At 33.5% G+C, this 24,142-nt stretch carries 28 protein-coding genes; 7 read left to right on the top strand and 21 right to left on the bottom strand.

What is annotated here, in order from left to right; all coding sequences use genetic code 11:
* Positions 1-8: 8 nt before the first annotated feature.
* The 8 genes from XO08_RS04405 to iorA form a co-directional block, all read right to left on the bottom strand.
* On the bottom strand, positions 9-695 hold the full coding sequence (locus XO08_RS04405; protein WP_198022705.1) for a permease: 687 nt from the start codon (positions 693-695) through the stop codon (positions 9-11).
* Positions 692-1,168, bottom strand: coding sequence for a permease (locus XO08_RS04400; protein WP_075665824.1), 477 nt, complete (start codon positions 1,166-1,168; stop codon positions 692-694). The genes XO08_RS04405 and XO08_RS04400 overlap by 4 nt, the downstream gene beginning before the upstream one ends.
* Positions 1,169-1,247: 79 nt before the next feature.
* Positions 1,248-1,883 carry a Crp/Fnr family transcriptional regulator gene (locus XO08_RS04395; protein ID WP_198022704.1) on the bottom strand — a complete coding sequence of 212 codons (636 nt, stop codon included), beginning with the start codon at positions 1,881-1,883 and terminating at the stop codon, positions 1,248-1,250.
* An 18-nt stretch (positions 1,884-1,901) separates the two neighbouring features.
* Positions 1,902-2,540 (bottom strand): TIGR00153 family protein, encoded by a 639-nt coding sequence (locus XO08_RS04390; protein WP_075665823.1) that lies wholly within the window; start codon positions 2,538-2,540, stop codon positions 1,902-1,904.
* A gap of 15 nt (positions 2,541-2,555) precedes the next feature.
* Positions 2,556-3,473, bottom strand: coding sequence for an inorganic phosphate transporter (locus tag XO08_RS04385; protein WP_077287388.1), 918 nt, complete (start codon positions 3,471-3,473; stop codon positions 2,556-2,558).
* An 80-nt stretch (positions 3,474-3,553) separates the two neighbouring features.
* On the bottom strand, positions 3,554-4,477 hold the full coding sequence (locus XO08_RS04380) for an inorganic phosphate transporter (RefSeq protein ID WP_077287386.1): 924 nt from the start codon (positions 4,475-4,477) through the stop codon (positions 3,554-3,556).
* A 109-nt stretch (positions 4,478-4,586) separates the two neighbouring features.
* Positions 4,587-5,192, bottom strand: coding sequence for an indolepyruvate oxidoreductase subunit beta (locus XO08_RS04375; RefSeq protein ID WP_075665820.1), 606 nt, complete (start codon positions 5,190-5,192; stop codon positions 4,587-4,589).
* Positions 5,192-7,120, bottom strand: coding sequence for an indolepyruvate ferredoxin oxidoreductase subunit alpha (gene iorA / locus XO08_RS04370; RefSeq protein ID WP_077287384.1), 1,929 nt, complete (start codon positions 7,118-7,120; stop codon positions 5,192-5,194). The genes XO08_RS04375 and iorA overlap by 1 nt, the downstream gene beginning before the upstream one ends.
* 240 nt (positions 7,121-7,360) lie before the next feature.
* Between iorA and XO08_RS04365 the strand changes: the two genes are divergently transcribed.
* From XO08_RS04365 to flhB, 7 genes are all read left to right on the top strand, one after another.
* Complete coding sequence (locus XO08_RS04365; RefSeq protein ID WP_077287382.1) at positions 7,361-8,635, top strand: SLC13 family permease; 1,275 nt, start codon at positions 7,361-7,363, stop codon at positions 8,633-8,635.
* A 2-nt stretch (positions 8,636-8,637) separates the two neighbouring features.
* Positions 8,638-9,717, top strand: coding sequence for a ribosome biogenesis GTPase YqeH (gene yqeH, locus XO08_RS04360; protein WP_075665817.1), 1,080 nt, complete (start codon positions 8,638-8,640; stop codon positions 9,715-9,717).
* On the top strand, positions 9,714-10,301 hold the full coding sequence (pduL, locus tag XO08_RS04355) for a phosphate propanoyltransferase (RefSeq protein WP_075665816.1): 588 nt from the start codon (positions 9,714-9,716) through the stop codon (positions 10,299-10,301). Before yqeH ends, pduL begins: the two co-directional genes overlap by 4 nt.
* A 77-nt stretch (positions 10,302-10,378) precedes the next feature.
* Positions 10,379-11,200: a purine-nucleoside phosphorylase gene (locus XO08_RS04350; protein ID WP_077287380.1), complete on the top strand. Its 822-nt coding sequence runs from the start codon at positions 10,379-10,381 to the stop codon at positions 11,198-11,200.
* A gap of 11 nt (positions 11,201-11,211) precedes the next feature.
* The gene (locus XO08_RS04345) at positions 11,212-13,509 is read left to right on the top strand and encodes a methyl-accepting chemotaxis protein (protein WP_075665814.1); all 2,298 of its coding nucleotides are present in this window, start codon (positions 11,212-11,214) and stop codon (positions 13,507-13,509) included.
* Positions 13,509-14,273: a flagellar biosynthetic protein FliR gene (gene fliR, locus XO08_RS04340; protein ID WP_075665813.1), complete on the top strand. Its 765-nt coding sequence runs from the start codon at positions 13,509-13,511 to the stop codon at positions 14,271-14,273. Before XO08_RS04345 ends, fliR begins: the two co-directional genes overlap by 1 nt.
* Positions 14,204-15,337, top strand: coding sequence for a flagellar biosynthesis protein FlhB (gene flhB, locus XO08_RS04335; protein WP_075665812.1), 1,134 nt, complete (start codon positions 14,204-14,206; stop codon positions 15,335-15,337). The genes fliR and flhB overlap by 70 nt, the downstream gene beginning before the upstream one ends.
* Here the strand turns inward: flhB and XO08_RS04330 are convergent.
* From XO08_RS04330 to surE, 13 genes are all read right to left on the bottom strand, one after another.
* The gene (locus tag XO08_RS04330; protein ID WP_077287378.1) at positions 15,323-15,682 is read right to left on the bottom strand and encodes a hypothetical protein; all 360 of its coding nucleotides are present in this window, start codon (positions 15,680-15,682) and stop codon (positions 15,323-15,325) included. The genes flhB and XO08_RS04330 overlap by 15 nt on opposite strands.
* Before the next feature lie 111 nt (positions 15,683-15,793).
* The gene (gene nusB / locus XO08_RS04325; RefSeq protein WP_075665810.1) at positions 15,794-16,219 is read right to left on the bottom strand and encodes a transcription antitermination factor NusB; all 426 of its coding nucleotides are present in this window, start codon (positions 16,217-16,219) and stop codon (positions 15,794-15,796) included.
* Positions 16,220-16,549 carry an Asp23/Gls24 family envelope stress response protein gene (locus XO08_RS04320; protein ID WP_075665809.1) on the bottom strand — a complete coding sequence of 110 codons (330 nt, stop codon included), beginning with the start codon at positions 16,547-16,549 and terminating at the stop codon, positions 16,220-16,222.
* A gap of 13 nt (positions 16,550-16,562) precedes the next feature.
* Positions 16,563-17,120: an elongation factor P gene (efp, locus tag XO08_RS04315; protein ID WP_075665808.1), complete on the bottom strand. Its 558-nt coding sequence runs from the start codon at positions 17,118-17,120 to the stop codon at positions 16,563-16,565.
* A gap of 11 nt (positions 17,121-17,131) precedes the next feature.
* Entirely contained in the window at positions 17,132-18,499 is a 1,368-nt protein-coding gene (locus tag XO08_RS04310; RefSeq protein WP_075665807.1) for a PP2C family protein-serine/threonine phosphatase, read from the bottom strand.
* The gene (locus tag XO08_RS04305; RefSeq protein ID WP_075665806.1) at positions 18,492-18,860 is read right to left on the bottom strand and encodes a response regulator; all 369 of its coding nucleotides are present in this window, start codon (positions 18,858-18,860) and stop codon (positions 18,492-18,494) included. Before XO08_RS04305 ends, XO08_RS04310 begins: the two co-directional genes overlap by 8 nt.
* Positions 18,835-19,440, bottom strand: coding sequence for a TIGR03936 family radical SAM-associated protein (locus XO08_RS04300; protein WP_075665805.1), 606 nt, complete (start codon positions 19,438-19,440; stop codon positions 18,835-18,837). The genes XO08_RS04305 and XO08_RS04300 overlap by 26 nt, the downstream gene beginning before the upstream one ends.
* A complete protein-coding gene (locus tag XO08_RS04295; protein ID WP_075665804.1) occupies positions 19,433-20,164 on the bottom strand; it encodes a hypothetical protein in 732 nt (243 codons plus the stop codon). Before XO08_RS04295 ends, XO08_RS04300 begins: the two co-directional genes overlap by 8 nt.
* A 1-nt stretch (position 20,165) precedes the next feature.
* Positions 20,166-20,861, bottom strand: a complete 696-nt coding sequence (gene lptB / locus XO08_RS04290) for an LPS export ABC transporter ATP-binding protein (protein ID WP_075665803.1) — start codon at positions 20,859-20,861, stop codon at positions 20,166-20,168.
* The gene (locus tag XO08_RS04285) at positions 20,858-21,343 is read right to left on the bottom strand and encodes an OmpH family outer membrane protein (RefSeq protein ID WP_075665802.1); all 486 of its coding nucleotides are present in this window, start codon (positions 21,341-21,343) and stop codon (positions 20,858-20,860) included. The genes lptB and XO08_RS04285 overlap by 4 nt, the downstream gene beginning before the upstream one ends.
* Positions 21,344-21,354: 11 nt before the next feature.
* Complete coding sequence (locus tag XO08_RS04280) at positions 21,355-22,902, bottom strand: DEAD/DEAH box helicase (RefSeq protein WP_075665801.1); 1,548 nt, start codon at positions 22,900-22,902, stop codon at positions 21,355-21,357.
* The gene (def, locus tag XO08_RS04275; RefSeq protein WP_075665800.1) at positions 22,899-23,396 is read right to left on the bottom strand and encodes a peptide deformylase; all 498 of its coding nucleotides are present in this window, start codon (positions 23,394-23,396) and stop codon (positions 22,899-22,901) included. The genes XO08_RS04280 and def overlap by 4 nt, the downstream gene beginning before the upstream one ends.
* A complete protein-coding gene (surE, locus tag XO08_RS04270) occupies positions 23,374-24,141 on the bottom strand; it encodes a 5'/3'-nucleotidase SurE (protein WP_075665799.1) in 768 nt (255 codons plus the stop codon). The genes def and surE overlap by 23 nt, the downstream gene beginning before the upstream one ends.
* Position 24,142 lies beyond the last annotated feature (1 nt).

Raw genomic sequence — 24,142 nt, 5'->3', positions numbered from 1 at the left:
AACTGGACTTATGCTATTTTTTTTGCGTTTTTTCTGATAACACAATCATCAATTGTAACTTCTTTATTTAAAACTCCTTTTGCAAAAGCTTTGCAATTTGCATATCCGCAGGCACCGCAATCCATGTTTGGTAAATCGTGTAATACTTCCTTTATGTTTTTATACGTGTAATTGTTGTTTGAGATTTCATTTAAAATGTCTTCTCTTTTAACTAATTTTTCCATAATGTATCCCATCAGTAAAATAGCCGGTATTGTTAATATATATCTTGTTAGTGCAAAAGATAGTCCAAGAAAGCTTGATTCGACCATAAACATTACGATTTTAACTACTGCCCATGAACTAATAATTATCACTAAATTTGCAATACTTGCCCCTTTGAAAAATAGAGCTTGTGCAATGGGAAAAGCCGCGTATATTGGACCTGCCGATATTGCACCTGTAAATATTGATAAGAGTTTACCCTTTATCCCAGATTTTTTTCCAAAGTGTTTCATTATAATTTCTGAAGGTACCCATACTGTTATTAGTGAAGATATTATAAGAATGGGTGGCATAACTTCTAGCATTTCTATAAGAAATCCTTTTGTCATTTCCAAACCTTTGTAAAATATCGATGGTTTTACAAAAAATGCTATAGTATAGAGAAATATACTAATAAATATTAATTTATTGTTTTTTATTAATTTAATCACAATATCACCGCCATACCTGAGGCTATTAATATTGCAGCAACAAAACTTAACCATAACCTATGTAGTGTAAATTTTTTTCCAAAATACTTTGTTTCTATTGGCATAGTTGCAAAACCTACCATTGTTAGTGTGGTTATGAATGCAGCAATTGCAGTTAAGTTAGCACCACTTTGATAAAGTGATTTGGATAGTGGAAAGGCTATAAAAGCGGGTATTATAGTTAAGGCCCCTATAATTGCTCCATAAAGCGTGCTTAAAAATTCATTTGAATTTCCAAGTAGTTGCTTTATGAGTTCTGGTGGTAATATTGCCAAAACTAGACCAACTAATGCCATAACTCCTATTATTTCGATAAATGTCTTTATAAGGAGATTTTTTGATAAGATAAGGCTTTCTTTTGTTTTTTCTTTACTTTTAAATATTGACCAAGTTAAAAATAGTATTGCTATGACGATTAAAATTATAGTGTTCATTAAATCACTCCTTTTATAAATTTTTCTAATTTCATTATATTTTACACAAGAAAATAAAACCGTGATTTCAATCACGGTTTTATTCAAAAAGCCTTTTATTTATGATTTTAATGTGATTTTTATCTATTATCTTTATTATCCCCTCTTTTTCTAGTTCTTTAATCTTTTTTGAAACAACTTCTCTTACGCTACCGATATCATTTGCTATTTTTTGTTTTGACTTAAAAAATATTACATCACTGTTTTGAGTTTTATGTAGTAGTGAGAAGTACTTTATTATCCGTTCTTTTACAGATTTAATAATGAGTATATCTATTACATTTGATAAATTTACCATTTTTCTTGATATTTCATTCAAATAAGTAATAAGGAATTCTTCGTTATTTTTTAACAAAAATAAAATTCCTTCCTTAGAGATTTCCATTATTTCTGATTTCTTTTCGGAGATTATAAAGGATGGATAAAATTCACCAGCAAATATTAGCCCTTCACCAAAGCTTTCCATTTCACTTATATATTTTACAACTTGTTCATTTCCTTCTGATGTAAATTTTACAACTTTTAGTCTTCCCTTTAAAACAACACTTATTTGTTCCAATTTTTCATGTGGTGAGTGTAATACTTCATTTTTTTCTATATGGAAAATTTTACAATGTTCTTTGATATTTTCTTTTAAAGATAAAATTTCTTTTGTAATGTTTTTTTTACTAATCAATTTTACTCCTCAAATGTCTCATACTTTTCTTTTGTAAAGTATTATTTGGATTCTATCTGAGACATCTTCTGAAGTATCGGATATGTCAGCTATTCTGTGTACTAGCTTTTTTAATTGTATTTTTTCCGCAAGTGATATATCAAGATTAAATATCTTTCTTATTGTTTCCCTTTCTATATCATCTGTTTTATGTTCGAACTTTTCCGTTTCTATTATCATCTCACTTGCTTTATCAAAATCTTTAAACATCTTTTTTGCGGCTTTTTTTAAGGCTTTATAGGTTTCAAGAGATGTTTCAACGAGATCTATAATATTTTCTCTAATTTCTTGTGGGATTACTAGATTTTGTAGATCTATCTCATCGGCTACTGATTCTGCTTTGTTTGCAATTCTATCTAGTGCTTCAATGGTACCCAAAAGGTCTCCCCTAAAGTTTGGAAGAAATGCACCGGAGTACATTTCAAGTTCTGCTTTTCTTCTAATTTGATCTGTCTGTGATTCTATTTTTCTAACTTCCTCGGCAAGCTCCTTTCTTTTTTCTATATCATTTTCCTTTACAAGTTCTACCAATTTTTTTATGGTATCTTCTACGGAATCCAAATGACTTTCAAATAACTCAATTACTAGTTGCTCTTTTTTACCAAAAAATAGACTCATATTATTTTCCTCCTTTTATACCAGTCTCATTAAATAGTATATCAGAAAAGTTATAGCCCCTGCAATTACAGGGGTATTAATCCAAGCACTAACTATTTTGAAAATAATTTTTTTACTTGAAATTCTCGAGCCCTTTGCATATCCTGCACCTATAACTGCCCCTACTATTGCTTGCGATGTTGAGACGGGTATACCAAGCAGCGCGTAGATCCATACGGTAATAGATTCGCCTAATACCGCAATTGCAGAGGAATAATAATCAAGCTCTATTATTTGTGTACCCACTGTGTACATTACCTTGTAACTATACGTTAAAACACCCAATGCTATACTTATTCCACCTAACAATGCGGCATTTTTAATTCCAATGGCATTTGCAAATACCCCTGTGATATTTGCAACGTTATTTGCACCAAGTGAGTATGCACCATATGCCCCTATTATTAATGTTGCAAAAAATATAACTTTTTCCTTTACATAAATAGATTTTATTTTATTAAATGGCCTTGCAAAGATTTTATACGATATATAACTAAAAAAGATACCACCAATTGGTGTAAAAAACCACGCAAGAAAAAGTTTTGAGAGTATGCCCCATTTTACTGTACCTTCTATTAAAGAAGTTGCAATTATTGAACCTACTATTGCCTGGGAAGAAGAAACAGGGACACCTATATAAGTCATGGTGGTCATTGTAATAGCAGACGAAAGTACGGATATTGCAGCAAGTTTTAAGTCGCTTGCGGAAATACTGCTAATAGTTAAAATACCTTTTTCTCCACCAATAATTGCACCGATTATTATAAATATTGCAGAAATTACTGTTGCAGTTCGATATTTAATAATTCTATTTGACACTGCGGTTCCAAATATATTCGCCGCATCATTTGCTCCAAGAGACCAGCCAAAAAAAACAGCTGGAAGTAGGTATATAAATATTTACACCACCTCCCAATTTCTTATTTATTTTAACAATTACTATATAGTAACATATTTTATTTTTTGATGAAAATTTAAAAAATGGAAATTTTAAGAAGATAATTTAGAATAATTGAGATAAACGCCGAAAAAGTGGGTGTAAGAATCCAAGTGAGGAATATTTGGATAATTACTTTTTTGTTTGTTATCTTTGATCCCTTTGCGTATCCTGCACCTATGACTGCGCCAACAATGGCCTGGGAGACGGATACGGGTATTCCAACAAGTGAGTATATCCACACAGTTATAGCTTGACCAAGTGAAGATACAGCAGAGGAAAAATAATCTAATTCCATTATTTTTTTACTTATAGTGTACATAACCTTTTTATTTGAAAGTAGCGCCCCAATTGCCATACTTACGCCGCCTACAAACGTTGCATTTTTAGTACCAATATTGTTGGCAAAGACCCCAGTAATGTTTGCAACGTTATTTGCGCCGAGAGAATACGCGCCATATGAACCTATGATTAATGTTGAAAGTATTATAATTTTCTCCCTTGTTTGTATCGATTTTATCTTATTAAACAGTGGAGATAAAGTTTTATATAATAAGTATGTAAAGATTATCCCACCAATGGGTGTAAAAATCCAGGCAAGAAAGAGTTTTAAAAGAAGTTTTGTATTTAGATTATTGGTTAATAAGTTTATACCAATTATTGCTCCAACAATAGATTGTGAAGAAGACGAAGGAATGCCAATTTTTGAGAGTATAAACATGGTAATTGCGGCTGAAATAACGGAAATTGTTGCACTGTAAATATCAATATTTGAAAAGGTGCTTATAGTTCTTATTCCATTTTCTCCACCGATTATTGCACCTAAAAAGGTAAAAATAGCCGCAATTATGGTAACTTTTCTGTATTTTAATATTCCCATTTCTACAGAAGGACCAAATATATTTGCGGAATCATTTGAACCCAGTAGTATACCAAAGATTATAGAAGAAAGTAAATACATTTATTCTCTCCTTTCATTTTACATTTTGCTTTATATTTTAACTTAGAAAGCAAAAAAGAACAACCCCCTGCAAAAGATGCAAGGGGTTTTATACTCATTTTTTGTTATTTTATAACATTTCTTTTGCTTTGCTTAACCCCAATTCAAATGCCTTTATATTTAAATCTACAGCTTTTGGTGGAACACTAACTTTAATTACTTCCTTTATTGTTTGGGAAGAGAGTGGAAAGTCTGGTGTTGATGTTAAAGCGCCAATTAATACCACATTTGTTGTAATTATATTTCCCGCCTCTTTTGCAAGGCTTTCTGCATCAAAACTTAAATATTTTGCGTTAAAATTTTTTTCTACGATATCTTTAATTTCTTCATGTGAAGGGTATTTTGCAAGTCCCATTGATACTTGTACAGGTTGAATGGGTCTGGAATTTGTAAATACAAGACCACCTTCTTTTAAGTAATTGATATATCTTAATGCTTCTACTGGTTCAAATGATATTATCACATCTGCCTTTCCTTCTGGTACCATTGCACCGTAGACATTTTCGCCAAACCTTACATAAGATATAACGCTACCGAATCTTTGGCTCATTCCGTGTACTTCTCCTACTCTAACTTTGTAGCCTTCTTTTAGTGCGGCCCATCCAAGTAGGTTTGCAGCTGTTAGTATTCCCTGTCCTCCTACACCTGTAATAACTATATTGTATTCTTTAACCATTATTTCGCCTCCTTTACAAGTTCAAAGGCTCCAAATGGACATATTTGTGCGCAGCTTCCACAACCCCAACACATGGTAGGATCAATTTTTGCCTTGTTATTTTCACTATCCCAGAATATTGCAGGGCATCCAAATGTGGTGACACATACTTTACAACCTGTACATTTATCTGGATTAACCCTAAATGTGGGTAATTTTTGTTTTTTCTTTCTTGCTTGACTTACCCTATGTAAAGCACACACTTGTCTTGATACAACAACACTAACACCGTCTACATCCAATGCTTTTTTGATTACTTCGGTTGTTTTCTTTATGTTGTACGGATTTACTACTTCGACGAAATCTGCCCCCATAGCCTTTACCACATCTTCAATGGGGATTCTTTTTCCAGGTCCATGTGGGGTATCTCCAGTACCTGGATTTGGTTGATCACCAGTCATAGCTGTAATTTCGTTGTCTACAATTACCACCAGTATGTTTGATCTATTGTATATGGCATTTGCTATTGCGGGAAGTCCCGTATGATAAAAGGTAGAATCTCCTATTGTTGCAACAATTACTTCTTTTTTATTGTATATTTCTTCATTTGTTGCACCATTTAGTGATACGCTAAGTCCATGTGCTATCCCAATTGATCCACCCATTGCAACTGTTGTGTCAACGGCACTAAGAGGTGGCAATACACCTAAGGTATAACATCCTATATCACTTGGAAAAATTGCATTTTTTCTTGTAGCTTTGTTAATTGCAAAAAACGAATTTCTGTGTGGACATGCGGGACACAATGAAGGTGGTCTTGGTGGAAGCATTGAGCTTATTTCTTTGTATTTTTCTTCTAGTGCGTTAAAATCAATGGGCGTGTCGATGTTTAAAAATTTCGAAATAGCTTTTACTGCACGTTTTGTATCCATTTCGTATGTTCTTGGTACAATATTTTTGCCATATATAGGAATGGTGGAACCTTTATCATATGCCCACAATTTTATCTGTTCTTCGACAACTGGTTCAAGCTCTTCAACTATTAATACTTTTTCAAGTCCTTCTAAGAACTTTTCCACAAGTCCAAATGGAACGGGATATGGAGTTGAAAGTTTAAGAACTTTTACGTTGTTTATTCCCAGCCAGGAGATAGCTTCTTTTACATATGCATATGAAAGACCTGATGTAATGATTCCTACCTTTCCATCACCTTCTATTCTGTTGAATGGACAGTTGTTAAATTCTTCTCTAATTTTTTCTATGTTTTCAAGAATTTTTGGATGAAACGTTCTAGAATGTGCGGGTATATCGACAAACCTTTTTGGATCTTTTTCAAATTTTCCAACTCTTCTTATTTTGTTTACTATTTCATCAGGTAGCTTATCTAATACTACATCTCCCCTCATGTGTGAAGACCTAGTTGTTGTTCTGAGAATTACCATGTGTTTGTACTTTTCACTAATTTCAAAACCGTATTTTGTAAGATCTTTTGCTTCTTGAACACTACAGGGTTCCAATACTGGAACATTTGCAAATTTCCCAAAAACCCTTGTATCTTGCTCATTTTGTGAGGACCACATGCTTGGATCATCTGCAACCATTATAACAAATCCACCTTCTACTCCCATTCCTACGGCACTCATAAATGAATCTGCAGCAACGTTTAACCCCACATGTTTCATAGCAGTCATCGCGCGAAGACCACTCCATGCAGCAGATAAAGCCGTTTCGAATGCCACTTTTTCGTTTGTAGAGTATTCCATATAAACGCCTGCATCTTTTGCTACCGCTGCCATTGTATCCGTTAGTTCGGAACTAGGAGTTCCAGGGTATGCAGCAAAGAGCGCTATGCCTGCTTCAAGTGCTCCTCTTGCTATTGCATGGTTACCTAAAAGGAGTATCTTTTCACCGGGTTTGTTCAACAAGACCATATTAGAAACTTTTGCCATTTTATCACCCCTTTTTAGTTTCTTCATTTTTATTTTCTAATATAAGTAATGATTTTGCAAACCGTAATATTTTCCATTTTAGGTGATAAGATTTGGAATATTTAATATATTGATTTTTTTCACAAATGTTAATAGAAAAGGAAAAAAAGAAAAGAAGTTAAAATATAAATTTATATAATTTTTAACAAGAAAGTGTAAAAATTAGAGTTATAATAAAAAATGTGATAGGGAGGTGGACTTGTGGAAAAGGTATTTGCATTATCTATTGTAATAATTGCATATGGGTATATTATTTTCGGTAAAAAGTATAAGGCGCCTATAGTTTTTGGGTTGGCGATTTTAGTTTCCGCACTTAAGCTTATTGAGGGATTAGAACCGGAGAATATTAGTAGAGTAGTAGATTTTAACACATTAGGTCTTCTTGCGGGAATGACCGTTATAGTGGAGTTTTTGAAAAAAACGGGTCTTTTTCAGTTTTTGGCTATACGTGTGGTAAAAATAGGTGGCAAGAGGTTTTTTTTGACCATAACTGGGTTGATGATTTTAGTAGCTGTATCTTCTGCTTTTTTGGATAACCTTGTTACGATAATCCTTATAGCCCCTATGATCTTTCTTATTACAGATTCACTTGGCTTAAATCCCATTCCGTTTTTAATGCTAACCATCTTTATAGACAATATTGGTGGAATGTCTACATTGATTGGTAGCCCTTTAAACCTTGTGCTTGGTTCAGTAAGCGGTTTAGGTTTTAATGATTTTATTAAAAACATGGGATTGATTACCATAATCTCATTTGCTATTACTATGCTTTTGTTTAAAAAATATACAGTAGTTGATAAAGATGTTGAAGAAAAACTTGAAAAGCTTTCAGATATTGATGAAACAATGGCTATTACGGATAAAAAGTCTTTGAGATTTACACTATTAGTTTTTCTTATAGTACTTTCCCTTTTTGGTCTTCATCAAGTAGTAGAGGTTGATCTTTCATTTGTTGCATTACTTGGAGCGGTAGCTGTGATACTGTTTCACAAGAAGAATTTTAATGATATAAGTAATGAGATAGATTGGGATACTTTATTTTTCTATGCAGGGCTTTACATTTTGTCATATGCACTTGAAGAAGTGGGTATTACACGCCTACTTGCAAATATGTTTTTACCACTTTCTGGACATCTATTTTACTCGCTTCTTGCAATATTTGCCTTTACTTCAATTGCAATTCCTTGGCTTAGTGCTGTTCCAGGAACTTTGATTATTGCACCTGTTATAAAGATTTTGGTGAATGCCGGTTTTTCACCTTCTTTTTGGTGGATATATGCGGTAAGCGCAAATCTTGCCACTAACCTTACGCCACTTGGTGCCGTTCAGAATATTGTGGGGGTTAATTTACTTTCAAAACAAATAGGTAGAGAATTTTCATTTGGTGAATATATAAAGTGGGCGTTTAAACCTTATCTTTTGACTAGTTTAGTTGGATTTACATTTGTTATGGTAAAGCTTTATATAGGAGGTTAACGATGAAGTGTAGAGGTTGTGGAGTTGAATTGCAATTTAAAGATCCAAAAAAACCTGGATATATACCAGAACATGTGCTGTTGGAAGAAAAAGAACCGCTCTGCCAGCGCTGTTATAAAATGATCCATTATGGAAAGTTGAGTGTACCGGTTGAAGAGGAAATATTTTTGGATAAATTAGATGAAATTTTAAAGGATTTTAAAAAGGTAATATACGTTGTTGATATAACGGATTTTGAAGGTACTTTTCGAAAGGAAATAATGAAAAAATTAAACGGAAAAGAAGTATATTTTGCCGTTACAAAGTTTGACCTTTTGCCAAAATCACTTTCATCTATTGAAGCTCAAGAATGGTTAAAAAACAAGTTTGGTTGCTCTTCTGAGCGTATATTTTTGTTAAGTAGTAAAAATAAATTTGGGTTGAGAAAGTTTGAAAAATTTTTAAGAAGTCTAAGGGAAGATATCTTAATTTTGGGTGTTACAAATGTTGGAAAGTCATCGTTACTTTCGCATTTTACAGAAGCAAAACCAACTATTTCCCCATTTCCGGGTACGACTTTGGGGATAATAAAAAGAAAAGTCTTTGATGTAAATTTATTTGACACACCTGGAATATTAACAAACGATAGAGTAACAGATTTACTTTCTGTAGAATGTCAGGCAAAAATTTTAAATACAAAGTCTTTTACAAGAAAAACCTTTAAAATAGACGAAAGTAGAGCAGTGTTGGTAAGTGCATTTTGTAAAATAGAGGTGGAATTTAAAACGAAAAAAAAGCCTATTTTCCAGATTTTCGCACCTGAGAAGGTAACTTTTCATGAAACAAAGAAAGAAAAGGCAGATGAGTTAATGAAAAAGAGGGCAGGGGATCTTCTAATTCCGCCGTGTAAAAAGCAAGATATAGATGAAAATTTTGTAACACACATATTTGAAGTAGATGAGGAGAAAGAGGTAGTAATAGCTGGTTTGGGCTTTTTGAACATTAAAAGGGGACCATTTACAATAAAAGTTACAGTTCCAGAAAAAATTAAGGTAGTTGTTAGGGATAGATTGCTTAAGCCGAAAAGAGGAGGGATAAAATGAATTTAAAACAACCTGGAATTGTAGCAGGTGTTAGTAACAGACATGTGCACCTTTCAAGGGAAGATGTGAAAATACTCTTTGGTAAAGATTACAAACTTACACCTATTAAAGACCTAGGGCAACCCGGCCAATTTGCATGTCAAGAAACGGTAATTATTGTAGGACCAAAAGGTGCAATTGAGAAGGTAAGAGTACTTGGCCCCGAAAGAAAAGAAACACAAGTTGAAATTTCCCTTACAGATGCGTTTAAAATAGGAGTTAGACCACCTGTAAGAGATTCTGGAGATTTAGAAGGAACTCCAGGAATAGTTATAGTGGGACCAAAAGGTAGTGTTATAAAAGAAAAAGGGGTAATAATTGCAAAAAGACACATACACATGCACACAAGTGATGCTGAAAAATACGGTGTAAAAGATAAAGATATTGTAAAAGTGTTAGTCGAAAAAGAAGGAAGAAGATTAATTTTTGATGATGTGCTTATAAGGGTTAGTGAGAAATACGCTTTGGAATTTCACGTAGATACAGATGAAGCAAATGCGGCACTTTTAAAAACAGGAGATTTAGTCTATATAATAGAAGAATAAGAGGAATAAGCGGCTGTATAGCCGCTTTTTTTATGATATAATTATCAATGTATAAAATAAAAAGGAGGGTCAAAACGATGAAAGAATACATTGAAAGAGTAAATCAAGCGGTAGCTTTTTTGAAGGAACACATTGATTCTATACCACAGATTGCCATAATCCTTGGTTCTGGTTTACATGGGATAGCGGATAGTATTGAAAATCCAAAGAAATTTTCATACAAGGATATTCCGGGTTTTCCCATATCAACTGCGCCAGGACACAAGGGTGAACTTATATTTGGAAAACTCAATGGTAAAGATGTTATGTTAATGAATGGAAGATTCCATTATTATGAAGGATACGATATGAAGACCGTAACCTTCCCAATAAGGGTTATGCAACTTTTGGGTGTAGAAGTATTGATAGTAACAAATGCGGCAGGTGGAATGAATCCAGAATTTGAGATTGGAAGACCTATGTTTATTACCGATCACATAAACATGATGGGAGATAATCCGTTGATTGGTCCTAACGTAGAAGAATGGGGTCCAAGATTTCCAGATATGTCAAATGCATACGATAAAGATTTGAGAAAAAAGGCTATTGAGATTGCACAAAAACTTAATATACCATTCTACGAAGGTGTATATGTTGCAGTATCGGGGCCAAATTTTGAGACTCCCGCTGAATTAAAGATGTTGAGATGGATGGGTGCAGATGCCGTAGGTATGTCAACTGTTCCAGAAGTTATTGTTGCAAATCACGGCGGTTTAAAGGTTCTTGGTGTATCCGCTATTACAGATAAAGCGGTACATGATGATTTAAAACCACTTACAGCAGAAGAAGTATTAGAAGTTGCAAATAAAACAGGAGGAATGATTGTAAGAATAATTTCTGAACTTGTTAAAGAAATTTAAGGAGTGAAAATATGTCTTTTAGGGTAAAAATAGTTTTGTTTGCAATAATTTTGGTAACGGTTCCAGTATTCTTGGTTACGTATTTCAATATCAGAGGGGTAAATTCTCAGATCGAAAATTTGCAAAAAGACATATCTTTATACGTTGAAAAAAACGTTATTTCAAAATATGAATCGTACATTGATAGTTTCAAAGATGAACTTTTGAAACAATCAGAGGAATATACGAAAAGATTAAGTGAAACGGTGAGAGAACAAGAAAAAAAGATACAAAAATCTTTTAATGAAGTTTACGAAAAGGCGCTTGAAAATCAAGTGAATTTCACATTTGATACGGTTGTAAATTTAATAAAGGAAAGGACAGAACAACTTTTAACAGGTGCACAAATTGCGGCATCTTTAAAGGAGACTGTAAATGCCGCAAATGACAAAGATTTGTCGTTAACTGAAAGAAAATCCCTTTTATTTCCCTTTATAGAAAAATTTTCTGTTGAATATGCTGCACTTTGGACAATAGATGAAAAAAAGCCAAAGATTAAAAGTAGATTGTATACAAAATACAATGGAAAATACATAGTAGAATATGCAAAATCCGTTTCATCAGGTGCAAATGTAAGTTTTTACAAAAAACCGCCATACATTAGGGAACTTGAAGAAAATTTTTCAAGTATAATTTCTGCAAAGTCTGTTTTTTATCGTTCTTTGATTTTTCCGTATGATAATTTTTTGTATTCAATTGTCATTGTTCCCGTAATGCACCCCATACTTGGTAACACGGTAAATGGTTTTGTTGTATTTGTTGATAAGATGGACAATAAATTTTTAGATGAAATAAAATCCGTTTCAAATGCAGAGATCACGTTGTATGTAAATGGTAAAGCGCTTATAACCACAAAGGTAGGGGAAGATGGTAAAAGACTTGTAGGAGAGCCTTTAAGAAAGTTAAAAGGTAATATAATTGAAATTTTGAAAGATACCTATTTTGCAAAAGTAGGTGAATTTAAATACCTTGGAAAGAAGATAGGTGAAATAGAAGTTGCTATTCCATTTAAGGCTATTGATACAAGTGTTGAATTGCCAAAACCCAAACCATTTGTTGTTCCAAAACTTGAAAAACCAAATGTTTCGATTAATTTAAAGATTGACAATTCTATTATTGTGAAAAAAACAATTTTATTGGTTGTTGTTGTTCTTGTTATAAGTGTGATTTTGATATTTGTTATAACAGATCAGCTTTCAAAAGCACTTGAACATTCAAAGACGGTTATTGAAAGATTATCCGAGGGAAGATTTGAAAGCTTTGACGGTGTGAAGGTTTCTGGAGAATTTAAAGTTATGATGGACTCTTTAAAAAATCTTTCTGAAAGGTTTAAAGATTTTGCACAAAATCTTCTTTCAAATTCAAATAGGCTTGTTTCTCGTGTAGATGGCTTAGAAGAATTGAGCAATATATTGGAAAAGACCTCCAGGGAGTTTTCAAGTACTATAGAGGTTTTCTCTAAAAATACCACTGATATTTTAGATGAGTTTGATAACCTAAAAAGTACAACAGAAGGTGCAAAACAATCTATAGAAAATGTAGAAAATACATTAGAAGAGTTGGTTAATGATATAATAGATACGGAGGAAAGGCTAGATGATAATACAAAACTTGTAAAGGAAATGGATAACAGTATAACAAGGTCGCTAGATGCCATGGAAAAATTTAACAGTTATATTAACCAAACTATAGGGCAATTTAACAGGGTTACTAGCGAGATATCAAAGATACAAAATGTTGCAAATCAGACAAATTTACTTGCACTTAATGCCGCAATAGAAGCGGCAAGGGCCGGAGAAGCGGGAAAGGGTTTTGCGGTAGTTGCAGATGAGATTATGAAGTTATCTATAGAGATAAACGATATTTCAAAAAAACTTGTAAAGGATATGGAAGAATACACACAAAATCTCAGTGGTTTAAACAAGGTATATGAAGATTCAAAGAATAATTTTTCAGCCCTTTCAAAGACAAAAGAAGAATTTTCTCAAGGTTTCCAAATTGTAATTGAGCGTATCCAAAAACTTGCGGGAACCACAAAGACGGTATCGGAAGTTTTAGAGCAAGCAAAAGAAGTATTTAACGAGATGGTATATATCTCAGAAAGATCTACAAATACGGTTTCAGAAGCGGTGAATAAATTAGCGATGGTTAACGAGAATATGTCAAAATTAGAGGAATTTTCCCAAAGATTACACGAAACAGTTAAAGCTATTGATTTGGTCTCTGAACAATTGAAAAGTATAGCAAATTGGTTTAAAATAGGAGGATAATGGATTTATATCAATTTGTAGAGACTCAATTTTTAAATTGGGGAATGCTAATAAGTAGAATAACTGGGATTTTTGTAATTTCGCCTTTACTGTCAGGAAGGTTTATTCCTTCCACAGTAAAGGCTTTTCTTGTGCTTGCATTTTCATATTCACTGCTTCCACAGGAAAGTGTTATAGCACTAGATACTCCTGTTCTTCATATAGTACTTTCCCTTTTAAATAACTTCATTGTGGGTTTTGCGATTGGATTACTGGCATATATGATTTTTGGAGCATTTGCCGTTGCAGGGGAATTGTTGGGTATAGAGTCTGGTTTTGGGCTTGCTACTTCTATGGATCCAACTATGGAAGAAAGTCCCATAATAGGGCAACTTATATTTCTTCTTGCAATTTTTGTGTTTATCTCTTTAAATGGGCATTTGTTAATATACGAAGCGGTTGTGGACTCTATTAAAGTGTTTCCACTTAACTTGGATTTTTTGGATTTTGGTTTTGTTAAGTTTATAACGTCAAAATTTATAGAATTATTTTTTGTGGCATTAAAGATAGGACTCCCAGTTATAGGCTATATGTTTATAGTAAACGTGCTTTTGGGGATTCTTTCAAGGTTGGTACCGCAAATGAATGTATTTATGGTGGGAATACCACTAAAAAGCATATTGGTTTTTTTAATATTTTTGGGGATGGTGCCGTTATGGGCGGAGACTTCTGCAAAGTTGACAGTTCTTTTAGAAAAAACCCTGCAGCATTTTCTTTCAGGATAGATATACAGCTATTTGCCGATTCAGATAAGACGGAAAAGGCAACTCCAAGAAGGCGACAAAAGGCAAGAGAAGAAGGCCAAGTTCCAGTTTCAAGGGAACTTACCTCTGGTTTTACATTCTTGGCGGCGGTGATTGGTTTTGCATTTTTAGGCAGGGGAATTATACTGGGATTAGAATCTGCTATATCCTTTTTTGCACAATTACCCTCCTATGATACGTTGACTATCAACGATTTGGGAATATACACATTTGATGCGTTTAAAGGGTTAATTGTTGATTTGATAATCTTTGTTGCAATAGTAATGGTAACGGGAATTTTTGTTGGAAGTTTACAAACAAGGTTTTTATTTACGTTCAAATCTTTAAAACTTGATTTTTCAAAGATAAATCCCATCAGTGGTTTGAAGAGGATGTTTTCATTGCGTTCGTTATTTGAACTTTTAAAGTCCATTTTAAAGTTGGTTATAGTGGGATATGTAGGATTTTTGGTAGTGAAAGTCAATTGGAATAAGTTGTTGCTTGCAACAGATACGAGTGTTTTAGAGGGCGTGCTACTTATTTGGAATATAACGTTTGAGCTTTTGATAAAGTGTGGTATAGCACTCTTTATTGTATCAGTAGCCGATTATTTTTATTCAAGGTACGAATATGAAAAGAATATAAGAATGACAAAACAAGAGGTTAAAGAGGAATTCAAAGAAGTTGAAGGAAATCCAGAAGTAAAAAGAAAGCAAAGGGAGATTATGATGCAATATTCTATGCATAGAATGATGCAAGAAGTTCCCGAGGCTACTGTGGTGGTCACCAATCCTACACACTATGCCGTTGCGATAAAATATGAAGTAGATGAAATGGAGATACCAATTGTTGTTGCAAAAGGTGTGGATAATATAGCAGAAAAGATAAAAAAAATTGCACGGGAAAATAACATACCTGTCTTTAGAAATCCAAAACTTGCAAGGGAGTTGTATTTTAACGTAGAGGTGGGAGACGAAATTCCAGAGAAATTCTACAGAGCAGTTGCAGAAGTACTAGCATATGTGTACAGCTTAAAAGGAGACTAAGATTTTTTTTATTTTAAACTTAAGAGGCTCTTTTGGAAGTACAAACCTTCCCCTGTAAGTTTGGATGTATACTATAGTTGCGGCGTTTTTAAATGAAAGAGTCGTTTTAAATGGACCAAGGTAGTTTCCCAGACCTTGTACTTCCCTTTTTAAAAACATACCGTCTTTTGTATCCAAAACCTTATATTTTACCAATTTTACATCGCCATTTTTCAATTTTTCTGTAAAGGATATGCATTTTTCATTTTCAAAATTTACACCAGATATACCACGAGTATAAAAATCGTGACGTATGTAATTTACCACGTAAAACGTTTCGAGAGATTTAATATAGTCCGTTTTCAAAAATATATACCATTCAATGGTTGAATCAAGAATAAGATAACACGCGTAGATTACGTATATTGAAATAAGCAGAGAAATGATGACCTCGGAAAAAGAAATTTTCCCCCCACCTTAGATTTCAAACTTTTCTTTTGGTGCCTCCTCTTTTGCTATTTTATCCAATACACCATTTACAAACTTTCCACTGTTTTCCGTACCGTAGGCTTTTCCCAGTTCTATCATTTCATCTAGTGTAACTTCTATGGGTATATCATCTATGTATAATAACTCAAAAGTTCCAAGCCTAAGTATATTTCTATCGGTAACAGATAGCCTATCTAGCGTCCAGTTTTTTAGATACTTGGATATAATTTCGTCTATCTTTAATATATTTTCCCTTATCCCCCTCACGTATTTTTTCGCAAGTTCTTGCAAAGAATCATCTAATACGCTAATGTGTTCTTTGGATATGTCTTCTAGATTTTCATCTTTGTTGAAATCCCACTGGAAGAGAGCTTTAAAAATAGCTTCTCTCATTTTGTGCCGACTCTTTATCAATTACTCTTCCTCCTCCGTTGTTTCAATCTTTTCAACAACATCAGTTATTGTAACATTAACAGCGGAAACTTGAAGTTCTGTCATTCTTTGTATATTTTCCGATATGTTTTTCATAATTTTTTTACCGAATTCTACAAGGCTTTGTCCATATGGTGCAACAGTCCTTACATATACTATTACGTTGTCGTCCGGTGTTCTTTCGATTTCGATACTTTTCTTTAGTTTTTTTACATCTTTTTCATCTGGTGCAAGTACTTCGATAAAACTTCTAAAGGCTATTTCTTTTAAAACATCATCGCTTATGTTTATACTTCCTTGCTCAAAATCCATATTTATCCCTCCTTTAGGCTCTTTCTATGTATTCGCCTGTCCTTGTGTCTACTTTAACTTTCTGACCTTTCTCCACAAAGAAAGGAACTGTAATTTTTAAACCAGTTTCCAGAATTGCTGGTTTACCTCCCCCTGAAACCGTATCGCCTTTAAAACCTGGTTCAGTTTCCACTACTTCAAGTACAACACTTGTTGGAAGTTGTATACCTAGTGGTTTTCCATCATGCATTATTAAATCCACTTCGGTGTTTTCCACTAAGTAATTTTTTTCATCTTCAATATCGGATTCTGGAATACCGTATTGTTCAAATGTTTCATTGTCCATGAAGTAATACATTTCACCGTCGTTGTATATGTAAGATGCCTTTCTAAAATTAACCTCTGCTTCTTCCACCTTTTCACCACTGTTAAAATTAACGTCTCTCATTAATCCCGTGGAAAGATTTTTTAGTTTTGTTCTAATTAACCCAGAACCCCTTGCTCTAAAGTGCTTGTTAACGTCTACCACTCTGTAAATATCTCCGTCGTACTTTATGTACATACCTTTACTTAATGCACCTACATCTATCATTTAACTACCTCCTATCCTAAGTATTTTATCGCCAAAATTGTCATATCATCGTGCTGTAGTGCACCTTGTGAAAATCTAAAGACATCTTTTTCAACACTATCGACTATATCTTTTGCAGGTAAAATGTGAATCTTACTTAGTAATCTTTCCAATCTTTCAAAATCATATTCTTCGTTGTTTATATTTCTTGCCTCTGGGATACCATCTGTGTATGCAAAAATAAGTGTATTTTCGGAAAGTTGTGTACGTTGCATTTCAAATTCCATGAATTCAAACATACCTATAGGAATGCTTGTGGAGTTTATCTTTGTAATTTTATCTTTTACTATATAGAGTGGATCATGTCCCGCGTTTATCACTTCCAGTGCTCCATCCCTATTTAATTTCACAAATACAGCGGTTACGAATTTGTCATCTCCAACGTCGTATGAGAGCATGTTGTTTAAACTTGTCACTGTTTTTAATAGATCGCCATTTGTACTTTCTATTAGCGATTTAAAAGCACTTCTAAGAGAAGACATAATCAAAGATGCGGGAAGCCCCTTTCCAGATACATCGGCTACTATACCGTAGAGACTATTATTTTTCAAGAACACATCAAAGTAATCTCCACCAACGTGTATAGCGGGGATGCTTTCGCCAAATGAATCAAAATTTTCATCTTGAGGGAATGCCTTCGGGAAAAAGTTAAATTGAATACTTCTTGCAATTTCAATTTGTTGGTTTAACTTTTCCCTTTCTATTTCTTCTCTTAAAGCTATTTCGCGTTCTATACTACTTGCAATCTGCTGTGCTGCAGATTCTATAATCTTTTTATCACCTGCTGTAAATATAGTGCCGGATTCCTTTCCAACAACAAGGATATACCCCATTCTTTTATTTGACGCGGTGGATATAGATTTGTATATTATACTTCTATTATTTAATTTCTTACAGGTTTCTTTGAATACAATGTCTGCATTTTCGTCTAAATTATCTTTTAATACCTCTTCAATGTTATTGGGACATTCTCCAATAGTTTCGGAAAATTTCCCATCAAAGTTTATACTAATTATTCCACATGAAAAATTAATTGCCTTTTTCAAAGTAATTAACACGGGCATTAGAATCTGCTTTGTTTCTATGTTGGATGCTACAATTTTACTTATTTCAAAAAGTGTTGAAATTTCTTCATACAGTCTTGAAATTTCTTCAAGTTGACTTTCAATAAGTATTGTAGATGATTCCAATTCCTGCTTGTAAGATAGAAATTCACTTGTAATTATATTAATTTCTTCTTCTACCAATGCCCAAAGTTCCTCTTCAGATGAGTATGATTTCTGTGGGTTTTTTGAAATTTCAAGTAATTTTAGGTATAGTTTTTCCAATTTTTCAATCATCGGAAATCAGCCTCTTTACCTCTTCGATTAATTTTGATGGGCTAAATGGTTTGGTCATGACTATTTGTGCTCCTAAGCTTTTGGCTACTTTTTCGTCTTCTGCTCCACCTTTTGCGGTGAGTATAATTACGGGGATGTTTTTTATTTCCTCTATGTTTTTCTTTTCTTTTAAAACACCAAACCCGTCGAGTCTTGGCATCATTATATCTAATATTATGAGATCAGGTTTTATGTCTTTCATCTTTTCGAGGCCATCTACCCCATCAAAGGCCTCGTACACTTCGTATCCCGCTTTTTTTAAGTTAAAAGACGTGATTTTTCGCAAAACTTCAGAATCATCCACTACGAGGATTTTTTTCATCTAATACACTCCCTTCAAAAAGAAAAGAAGGATAACATTCCTTTCTTATAGCTAAGAACACGGCATCTGAAATGATATACGGATTAAATGTATTTTCCTTTTCAATTATATAGTTTATCACAATATAGTCCTTTTTTTCAATAATTTTGAGATTTTCCAAAGAAGATATGGGGATTTCTCTAAAACCCCTTTTTGTCTTTTTTACTATTTTTTCCGGAAGATTAAAGTTTTTTCTTGCTATAATTTGAAATTCATATGAATGTATTTTTGAAAGGTTGACATCTTTTTTTAAAACTTTATCTACTACAAAATGCGGAGGTTGTACCCTTTTTATTTCCTCTTTTACAAAGGATGTGTTATAATCTTCCAAAAGTTCAATTGTAAGATAAAAAGCCCAATCTATTACCCCAGTTGCAACTGGATCAACATAAGTAAACTTGGGCTTTGGATGAAACCCTTCTGTAAATTGCATTTTAAGATTTGTTCTTCTAAATGTTCTCTCTATCATGGATATGGTATCAAGCCCCGAAATGAATCTGTACATTCCAAGTTTTTTAAATTTAATCAGATATTTATTCATTTTCCACCTTAAATACGTAAATTTTTCCCTCTTTCATATCTGGTACGTAAAGATTTCCATTTGAGTAGTATATATCAGCGGGAGATGAAAATCCATTCTTTTCACCAATCTTTTTCCAAGAAGAATTGTAAATTACCACGTTTTTTGAAGTATAACCCGATATGAAAAACATATTATCTGCATACACTATACCATCTCCACCTTTTACCTCGTTTAAGGTATATGTTTCAATGACTTTGTTTTCGTCACATTTGTAGACGACAGCTGGAGAAGTAAAGGATATAATGTATAAATATTCTCCATCTGTTGTAATACCATTTGGTCTTTTTAAATTGTATGTAACTTCTAATTTTTCATCGTTTAATTTGTATACTGTATTTCCATATGTATCTGTAACGTAATATTTTTCTTTGTATTTTACTATATCGTTTAAATACTTAGGAGAAGATGCAAAAAAGTTTTTGTACTTTCCCGTTGAAAGATCAAGCCTTACCAGCCTATCAAAATCTACAATCCAGAGGTATTTACCTTCTTTGAACATTCCCCGTGGATCTACCATTTTTAAAAGCATTTCGTTTTTTTCCTTTGACATATAAAGTACACTACCATCTTCAACGTATAGCTTTCCCATTTGAGAAATAAAGTAATCACCGTTTTTTACAACAATACTTTCTGGAGCGAAAAGCCCCCAAATTGAAAATAAAAAAGTTAAGATAACCTTCATGCTATCCCCCCAAATACACTTTTTTGACAATTTCATCGTTTAAGACAACGCTTGGTTCCCCACTTGCAATTATACCACCTTTGTGTATTACGTATAACCTATCCACAATATCTTTTAGTGCATCTACACTGTGGTCTGTTATAATTATCCCCAATCCCATTTTTTTCAATTCTAGTACCATCTTTTGAATTTCCTTTACCGTCTTTGGATCTATACCCACAAATGGTTCATCAAGGAGTAAGAATTTTGGAGAGAGTGTCATCATACGTGCCAGTTCAAGCCTTCTTTTCTCCCCACCAGATAGACTAAATGCCATTTGGTTTTTCAAATCAAGTAATCCAAAATTTTTGAGAAGCGTGTCTATCTTACCAAAATCTTTGTCGTAATGTTCTATAACGAGTTTTAAATTTTTTTCCACAGTAAGTTGTCTAAAGACAGATGTTTCCTGTTGAAGGTACGTTATTCCCAACCTTGCCCTTTTGTGTATTGGTACCTTTGTAATATCTTTTTCATTTAAAAAAACTTTACCGCTGCTTGGAATTACTACACCTAGTATAATATTAAATAAAGTAGTCTTGCCGGAACCGTTTGGTCCCAGCAAGCCCACTATTTCATTTGTGTTTACGATTAAATCTACACCGTTTAAAACTTGTTTTTTTCCAAATCTTTTTTTTATATTTTTACATACTATTTTCATTGTGCGGATTTCAAGTATTCAATAAATTTATCCGTTATATCGTATTTTGGAGAGCCATACGCCATTGATTTGCTGTTAAACACAAAGTCGTATCCCATAATTTCTGCGTATTCTGCTATTTTTTGGAGTATCTCCTGTTCAAGCTGTGAAAATTTTGGTTGATATTCGTTATTTAAAAGTTGTGAATATTGTTGTTGTTTTTGTGTGTATTCTGCTAACTTTTTATTTAACTCTTGTTCGCTTGCACCATCTTTTTTCATTTGATTTATTTCTGCTGCAAGTTCGTTGAGTTTTTTCTGATAAAATTGTGCATCTTCTTGATACTTGGATTGGAGTGTTATAAATTTATCGTACGATTGTAGTACTTTGTTTGAATCAATGTATGCAATTTTTGGACTTTGGTTTGTGTCTCCCCCTGCAAAGAGCAGTACAAATGAGAGTAAAATAGCTATAGATACGACTAGAAAACCCACTTTTTTCATACTTTTCCCTCCTAGTTTCTTTCTTTTGCTTTGGATATTAAGGATCTTCTCCCACGTTTTTTAAAGATTGATAGTATTATTTCCGCTTCTTTGTATGGAACGGTTATAAATGAAAATTTGTCCAAAACAAGTACATCACTTATTACTTTTGGATTTATGTTGGTTTTTTCAACGATAAATTTAACTAGATCTTTTTTGGTAAGACCAGCTTGTTTTCCTTTCGCTATAAACAACCTTACAACTTCTTTTGCTTTTGAAGTAGGTGATACTTTTTTGTAATTTTCCGGATTTAAAGATTTAAAAGCAGTACTTAAAAGCTTTGCTACAACTTCTCTTGGTTCTGCTTTTTCAAGGAGTTCATCAGCAAGGTTGTAGTATACTTTCTGTATATTTTTATTATGATTTAAAATATCTTTTTTTATTTTTTCCGATCTTGCCTTTATTATTTGTTCCACTGAAGGGATTTTACCTTCTTTGATCTTTGCCTTTGAAAATTTCTTTATTCTAAAGAGTTGTCTGTATTCTTTTGGGGTAACAAACGTTATGGCGATACCTTCTTTTCCAGCCCTTCCCGTTCTACCTATTCTATGCACGTAGTGTTCAGGGTTAAGTGGAATGGAGTAATTTATTACGTGAGATAAACCGGTAATATCTATTCCACGTGCTGCAACATCAGTTGCGACAAGTATATTTATCTTCTTTTCTTTAAATTTTTTCAATACCCTCTCACGTTGGTATTGTGAAAAATCTCCATGTAGTGCTTCTGCGTCGTATCCCCTTTCAATGAGTTTTGAAGATACAGTATCTACTTCTACTTTTGTTCTACAGAATACCATACCGTAGAAATCATCTTCCACGTCTATTATTCTGCAAAGTGCTTCAAATTTATCGCTTTCGTTTAATTCTATGTATATTTGTTCTGTAAGGTTTGTGGTGAGTTGTTTATCAAGTATCTTTATAACTTCATAGTTTTTGATGTATTTTTTTGCAAGGTCTATGATTCTCTTTGGGATCGTTGCAGAAAACATCAAAAAGAATTTTTCACCATTTGTATTTTTCAGTATTTTTTCCACGTCGTCTATAAAGCCCATATCAAGCATTTCATCTGCTTCATCTAAGATAAAGTACTCTACTTTTGAAAGGTCTATCGTCTTTCTTTCTAGATGGTCAAGGATCCTTCCCGGTGTACCAACTACTATATCAACACCTCTTTTTAGATGGTCTATTTGCCTCTTTATAGACTGTCCTCCGTATATGGGAAGTATCTTCAGCCTCTTCCTTTTTAAAGAGTTTATCTCCTCTGAAACTTGCAGTGCCAGTTCACGTGTAGGGGTGAGTATAATCGCTTGGACATACCCCTTGTTTTCCAAAAGTTCTATGAGTGGTATTCCAAATGCCGCAGTCTTTCCCGTGCCTGTCTTTGCCTGTACAATTAAATTCTTTTCCTTTTTTAGCAGTATAGGTATTACCTTTTCTTGCACAGGTGTTGGTGTTTCAAATCCTTTCTCGTAAATTGCGCGAAGCGTCTTTTCACTTAAGTTAAAATCTTCAAAGTTCACTTTGTTTCCTCCAATCTCATCCTCATTATTTTGGAAAGCTCAGGAGAAAGTCGTCTTTTTACAGTGGTTGGAAGGTGATCGATAAATAATATACCATCAAGGTGATCTCTTTCGTGTTGTACTATTCTTGCACTGTATCCTTCAAACAACTTTGTCTGAACTTTTCCATATTCGTCTTGAAATTTCAATTTAACCCATTTATACCTTTCAACATCGGCAAAAATGCCCGGAAGACTTAGACATCCTTCTTCTCCAATTTCTTTTTCAGTTGAATGTTCCAGTATTTCGGGGTTTACAACAAAAAGTGGTCCATTTCCATCATCCATAACAAAAAATCTTAAAGAAATACCCACTTGCGGCGCGGCAAGTCCCACACCATCTTCTATGTACATAGTTTTTAACATATCATCTTTTATACTTTGTAAGTATTCAAAATCTTCAACTTTTTTTGCCTTTTTCCTAAGAATTGGATCACCGTATAGCCTTATCTTCATACCTTTCCTCCAATCGCTTTAGATATTCTTCGTTTGTCAAAAATACACTAATTGGAGTTACCGATACGAAATTTTGGGTTAGTACTTTGTAATCTGCTTTTGGATCTGGGTCATTTTCTATTATGTTTCCCATCATCCAGTAATAATTTCCACCGGATGGGTCTTTTCGTTCTTCAAAGTAGTCTTCATACATTCTCTTGCTTTGTTTTGTTAGTTTCCAACCTTTAAGTTTTTCGTAAGGGATGGAAGGTACGTTTATGTTTAATGCGGTAAATTGCGGTATGGAATTAATATCAAATTCTTCTAGAAAATCTAGTATAAACTTTGCCGCTGTTTCATATATGGGATTTTCAAAACTAAAACTTGATACGGCTATGGCTGGAATTCCCGCTATAGCACCTTCTAGCGCGCCACTTACCGTTCCAGAATACACCACATCCGTTCCCAAGTTGTTTCCCCTGTTTATTCCACTGATTAGTAAATCTGGTTTTTCCTTTAATACGACATCTATACCTATCTTTACACAATCTGCTGGAGTACCAGAAACTGCGTAAATTTCAAAATCTTCGTTTATATCTATTTTTCTAAGCCACAAAGGAAGCCTCAACGTTATTGCATGTCCTACAGCGCTTTGTTCCGTTTCAGGCGCAACTACGGTTACTTTGTGTTTTTTGCTTAAATGTCTTGCAAGACACAATATGCCGTTTGCCGTTACCCCATCGTCATTTGTTACCAAGATGTTCATG

The sequence above is a fragment of the Thermosipho sp. 1074 genome, assembly GCF_001999655.1.
GTDB lineage: Bacteria > Thermotogota > Thermotogae > Thermotogales > Fervidobacteriaceae > Thermosipho > Thermosipho affectus.
This window is presented reverse-complemented; position numbering and strand designations above follow the sequence as displayed.

Excerpts from the sequence above, each read along its gene's own strand:
- XO08_RS04400 (WP_075665824.1), bottom strand. The coding sequence starts at position 1,168 with ATGAACACTATAATTTTAATCGTCATAGCAATACTATTTTTAACTTGG.
- XO08_RS04390 (WP_075665823.1), bottom strand. The coding sequence starts at position 2,540 with ATGAGTCTATTTTTTGGTAAAAAAGAGCAACTAGTAATTGAGTTATTT.
- XO08_RS04380 (WP_077287386.1), bottom strand. The coding sequence starts at position 4,477 with ATGTATTTACTTTCTTCTATAATCTTTGGTATACTACTGGGTTCAAAT.
- XO08_RS04375 (WP_075665820.1), bottom strand. The coding sequence starts at position 5,192 with ATGGTTAAAGAATACAATATAGTTATTACAGGTGTAGGAGGACAGGGA.
- iorA (WP_077287384.1), bottom strand. The coding sequence starts at position 7,120 with ATGGCAAAAGTTTCTAATATGGTCTTGTTGAACAAACCCGGTGAAAAG.
- yqeH (WP_075665817.1), top strand. The coding sequence starts at position 8,638 with ATGAAGTGTAGAGGTTGTGGAGTTGAATTGCAATTTAAAGATCCAAAA.
- pduL (WP_075665816.1), top strand. The coding sequence starts at position 9,714 with ATGAATTTAAAACAACCTGGAATTGTAGCAGGTGTTAGTAACAGACAT.
- XO08_RS04350 (WP_077287380.1), top strand. The coding sequence starts at position 10,379 with ATGAAAGAATACATTGAAAGAGTAAATCAAGCGGTAGCTTTTTTGAAG.
- XO08_RS04345 (WP_075665814.1), top strand. The coding sequence starts at position 11,212 with ATGTCTTTTAGGGTAAAAATAGTTTTGTTTGCAATAATTTTGGTAACG.
- fliR (WP_075665813.1), top strand. The coding sequence starts at position 13,509 with ATGGATTTATATCAATTTGTAGAGACTCAATTTTTAAATTGGGGAATG.
- flhB (WP_075665812.1), top strand. The coding sequence starts at position 14,204 with ATGGGCGGAGACTTCTGCAAAGTTGACAGTTCTTTTAGAAAAAACCCT.
- XO08_RS04320 (WP_075665809.1), bottom strand. The coding sequence starts at position 16,549 with ATGGATTTTGAGCAAGGAAGTATAAACATAAGCGATGATGTTTTAAAA.
- efp (WP_075665808.1), bottom strand. The coding sequence starts at position 17,120 with ATGATAGATGTAGGTGCATTAAGTAAAGGTATGTACATAAAGTACGAC.
- XO08_RS04310 (WP_075665807.1), bottom strand. The coding sequence starts at position 18,499 with ATGATTGAAAAATTGGAAAAACTATACCTAAAATTACTTGAAATTTCA.
- XO08_RS04305 (WP_075665806.1), bottom strand. The coding sequence starts at position 18,860 with ATGAAAAAAATCCTCGTAGTGGATGATTCTGAAGTTTTGCGAAAAATC.
- XO08_RS04300 (WP_075665805.1), bottom strand. The coding sequence starts at position 19,440 with ATGAATAAATATCTGATTAAATTTAAAAAACTTGGAATGTACAGATTC.
- XO08_RS04295 (WP_075665804.1), bottom strand. The coding sequence starts at position 20,164 with ATGAAGGTTATCTTAACTTTTTTATTTTCAATTTGGGGGCTTTTCGCT.
- lptB (WP_075665803.1), bottom strand. The coding sequence starts at position 20,861 with ATGAAAATAGTATGTAAAAATATAAAAAAAAGATTTGGAAAAAAACAA.
- XO08_RS04285 (WP_075665802.1), bottom strand. The coding sequence starts at position 21,343 with ATGAAAAAAGTGGGTTTTCTAGTCGTATCTATAGCTATTTTACTCTCA.
- def (WP_075665800.1), bottom strand. The coding sequence starts at position 23,396 with ATGAAGATAAGGCTATACGGTGATCCAATTCTTAGGAAAAAGGCAAAA.
- surE (WP_075665799.1), bottom strand. The coding sequence starts at position 24,141 with ATGAACATCTTGGTAACAAATGACGATGGGGTAACGGCAAACGGCATA.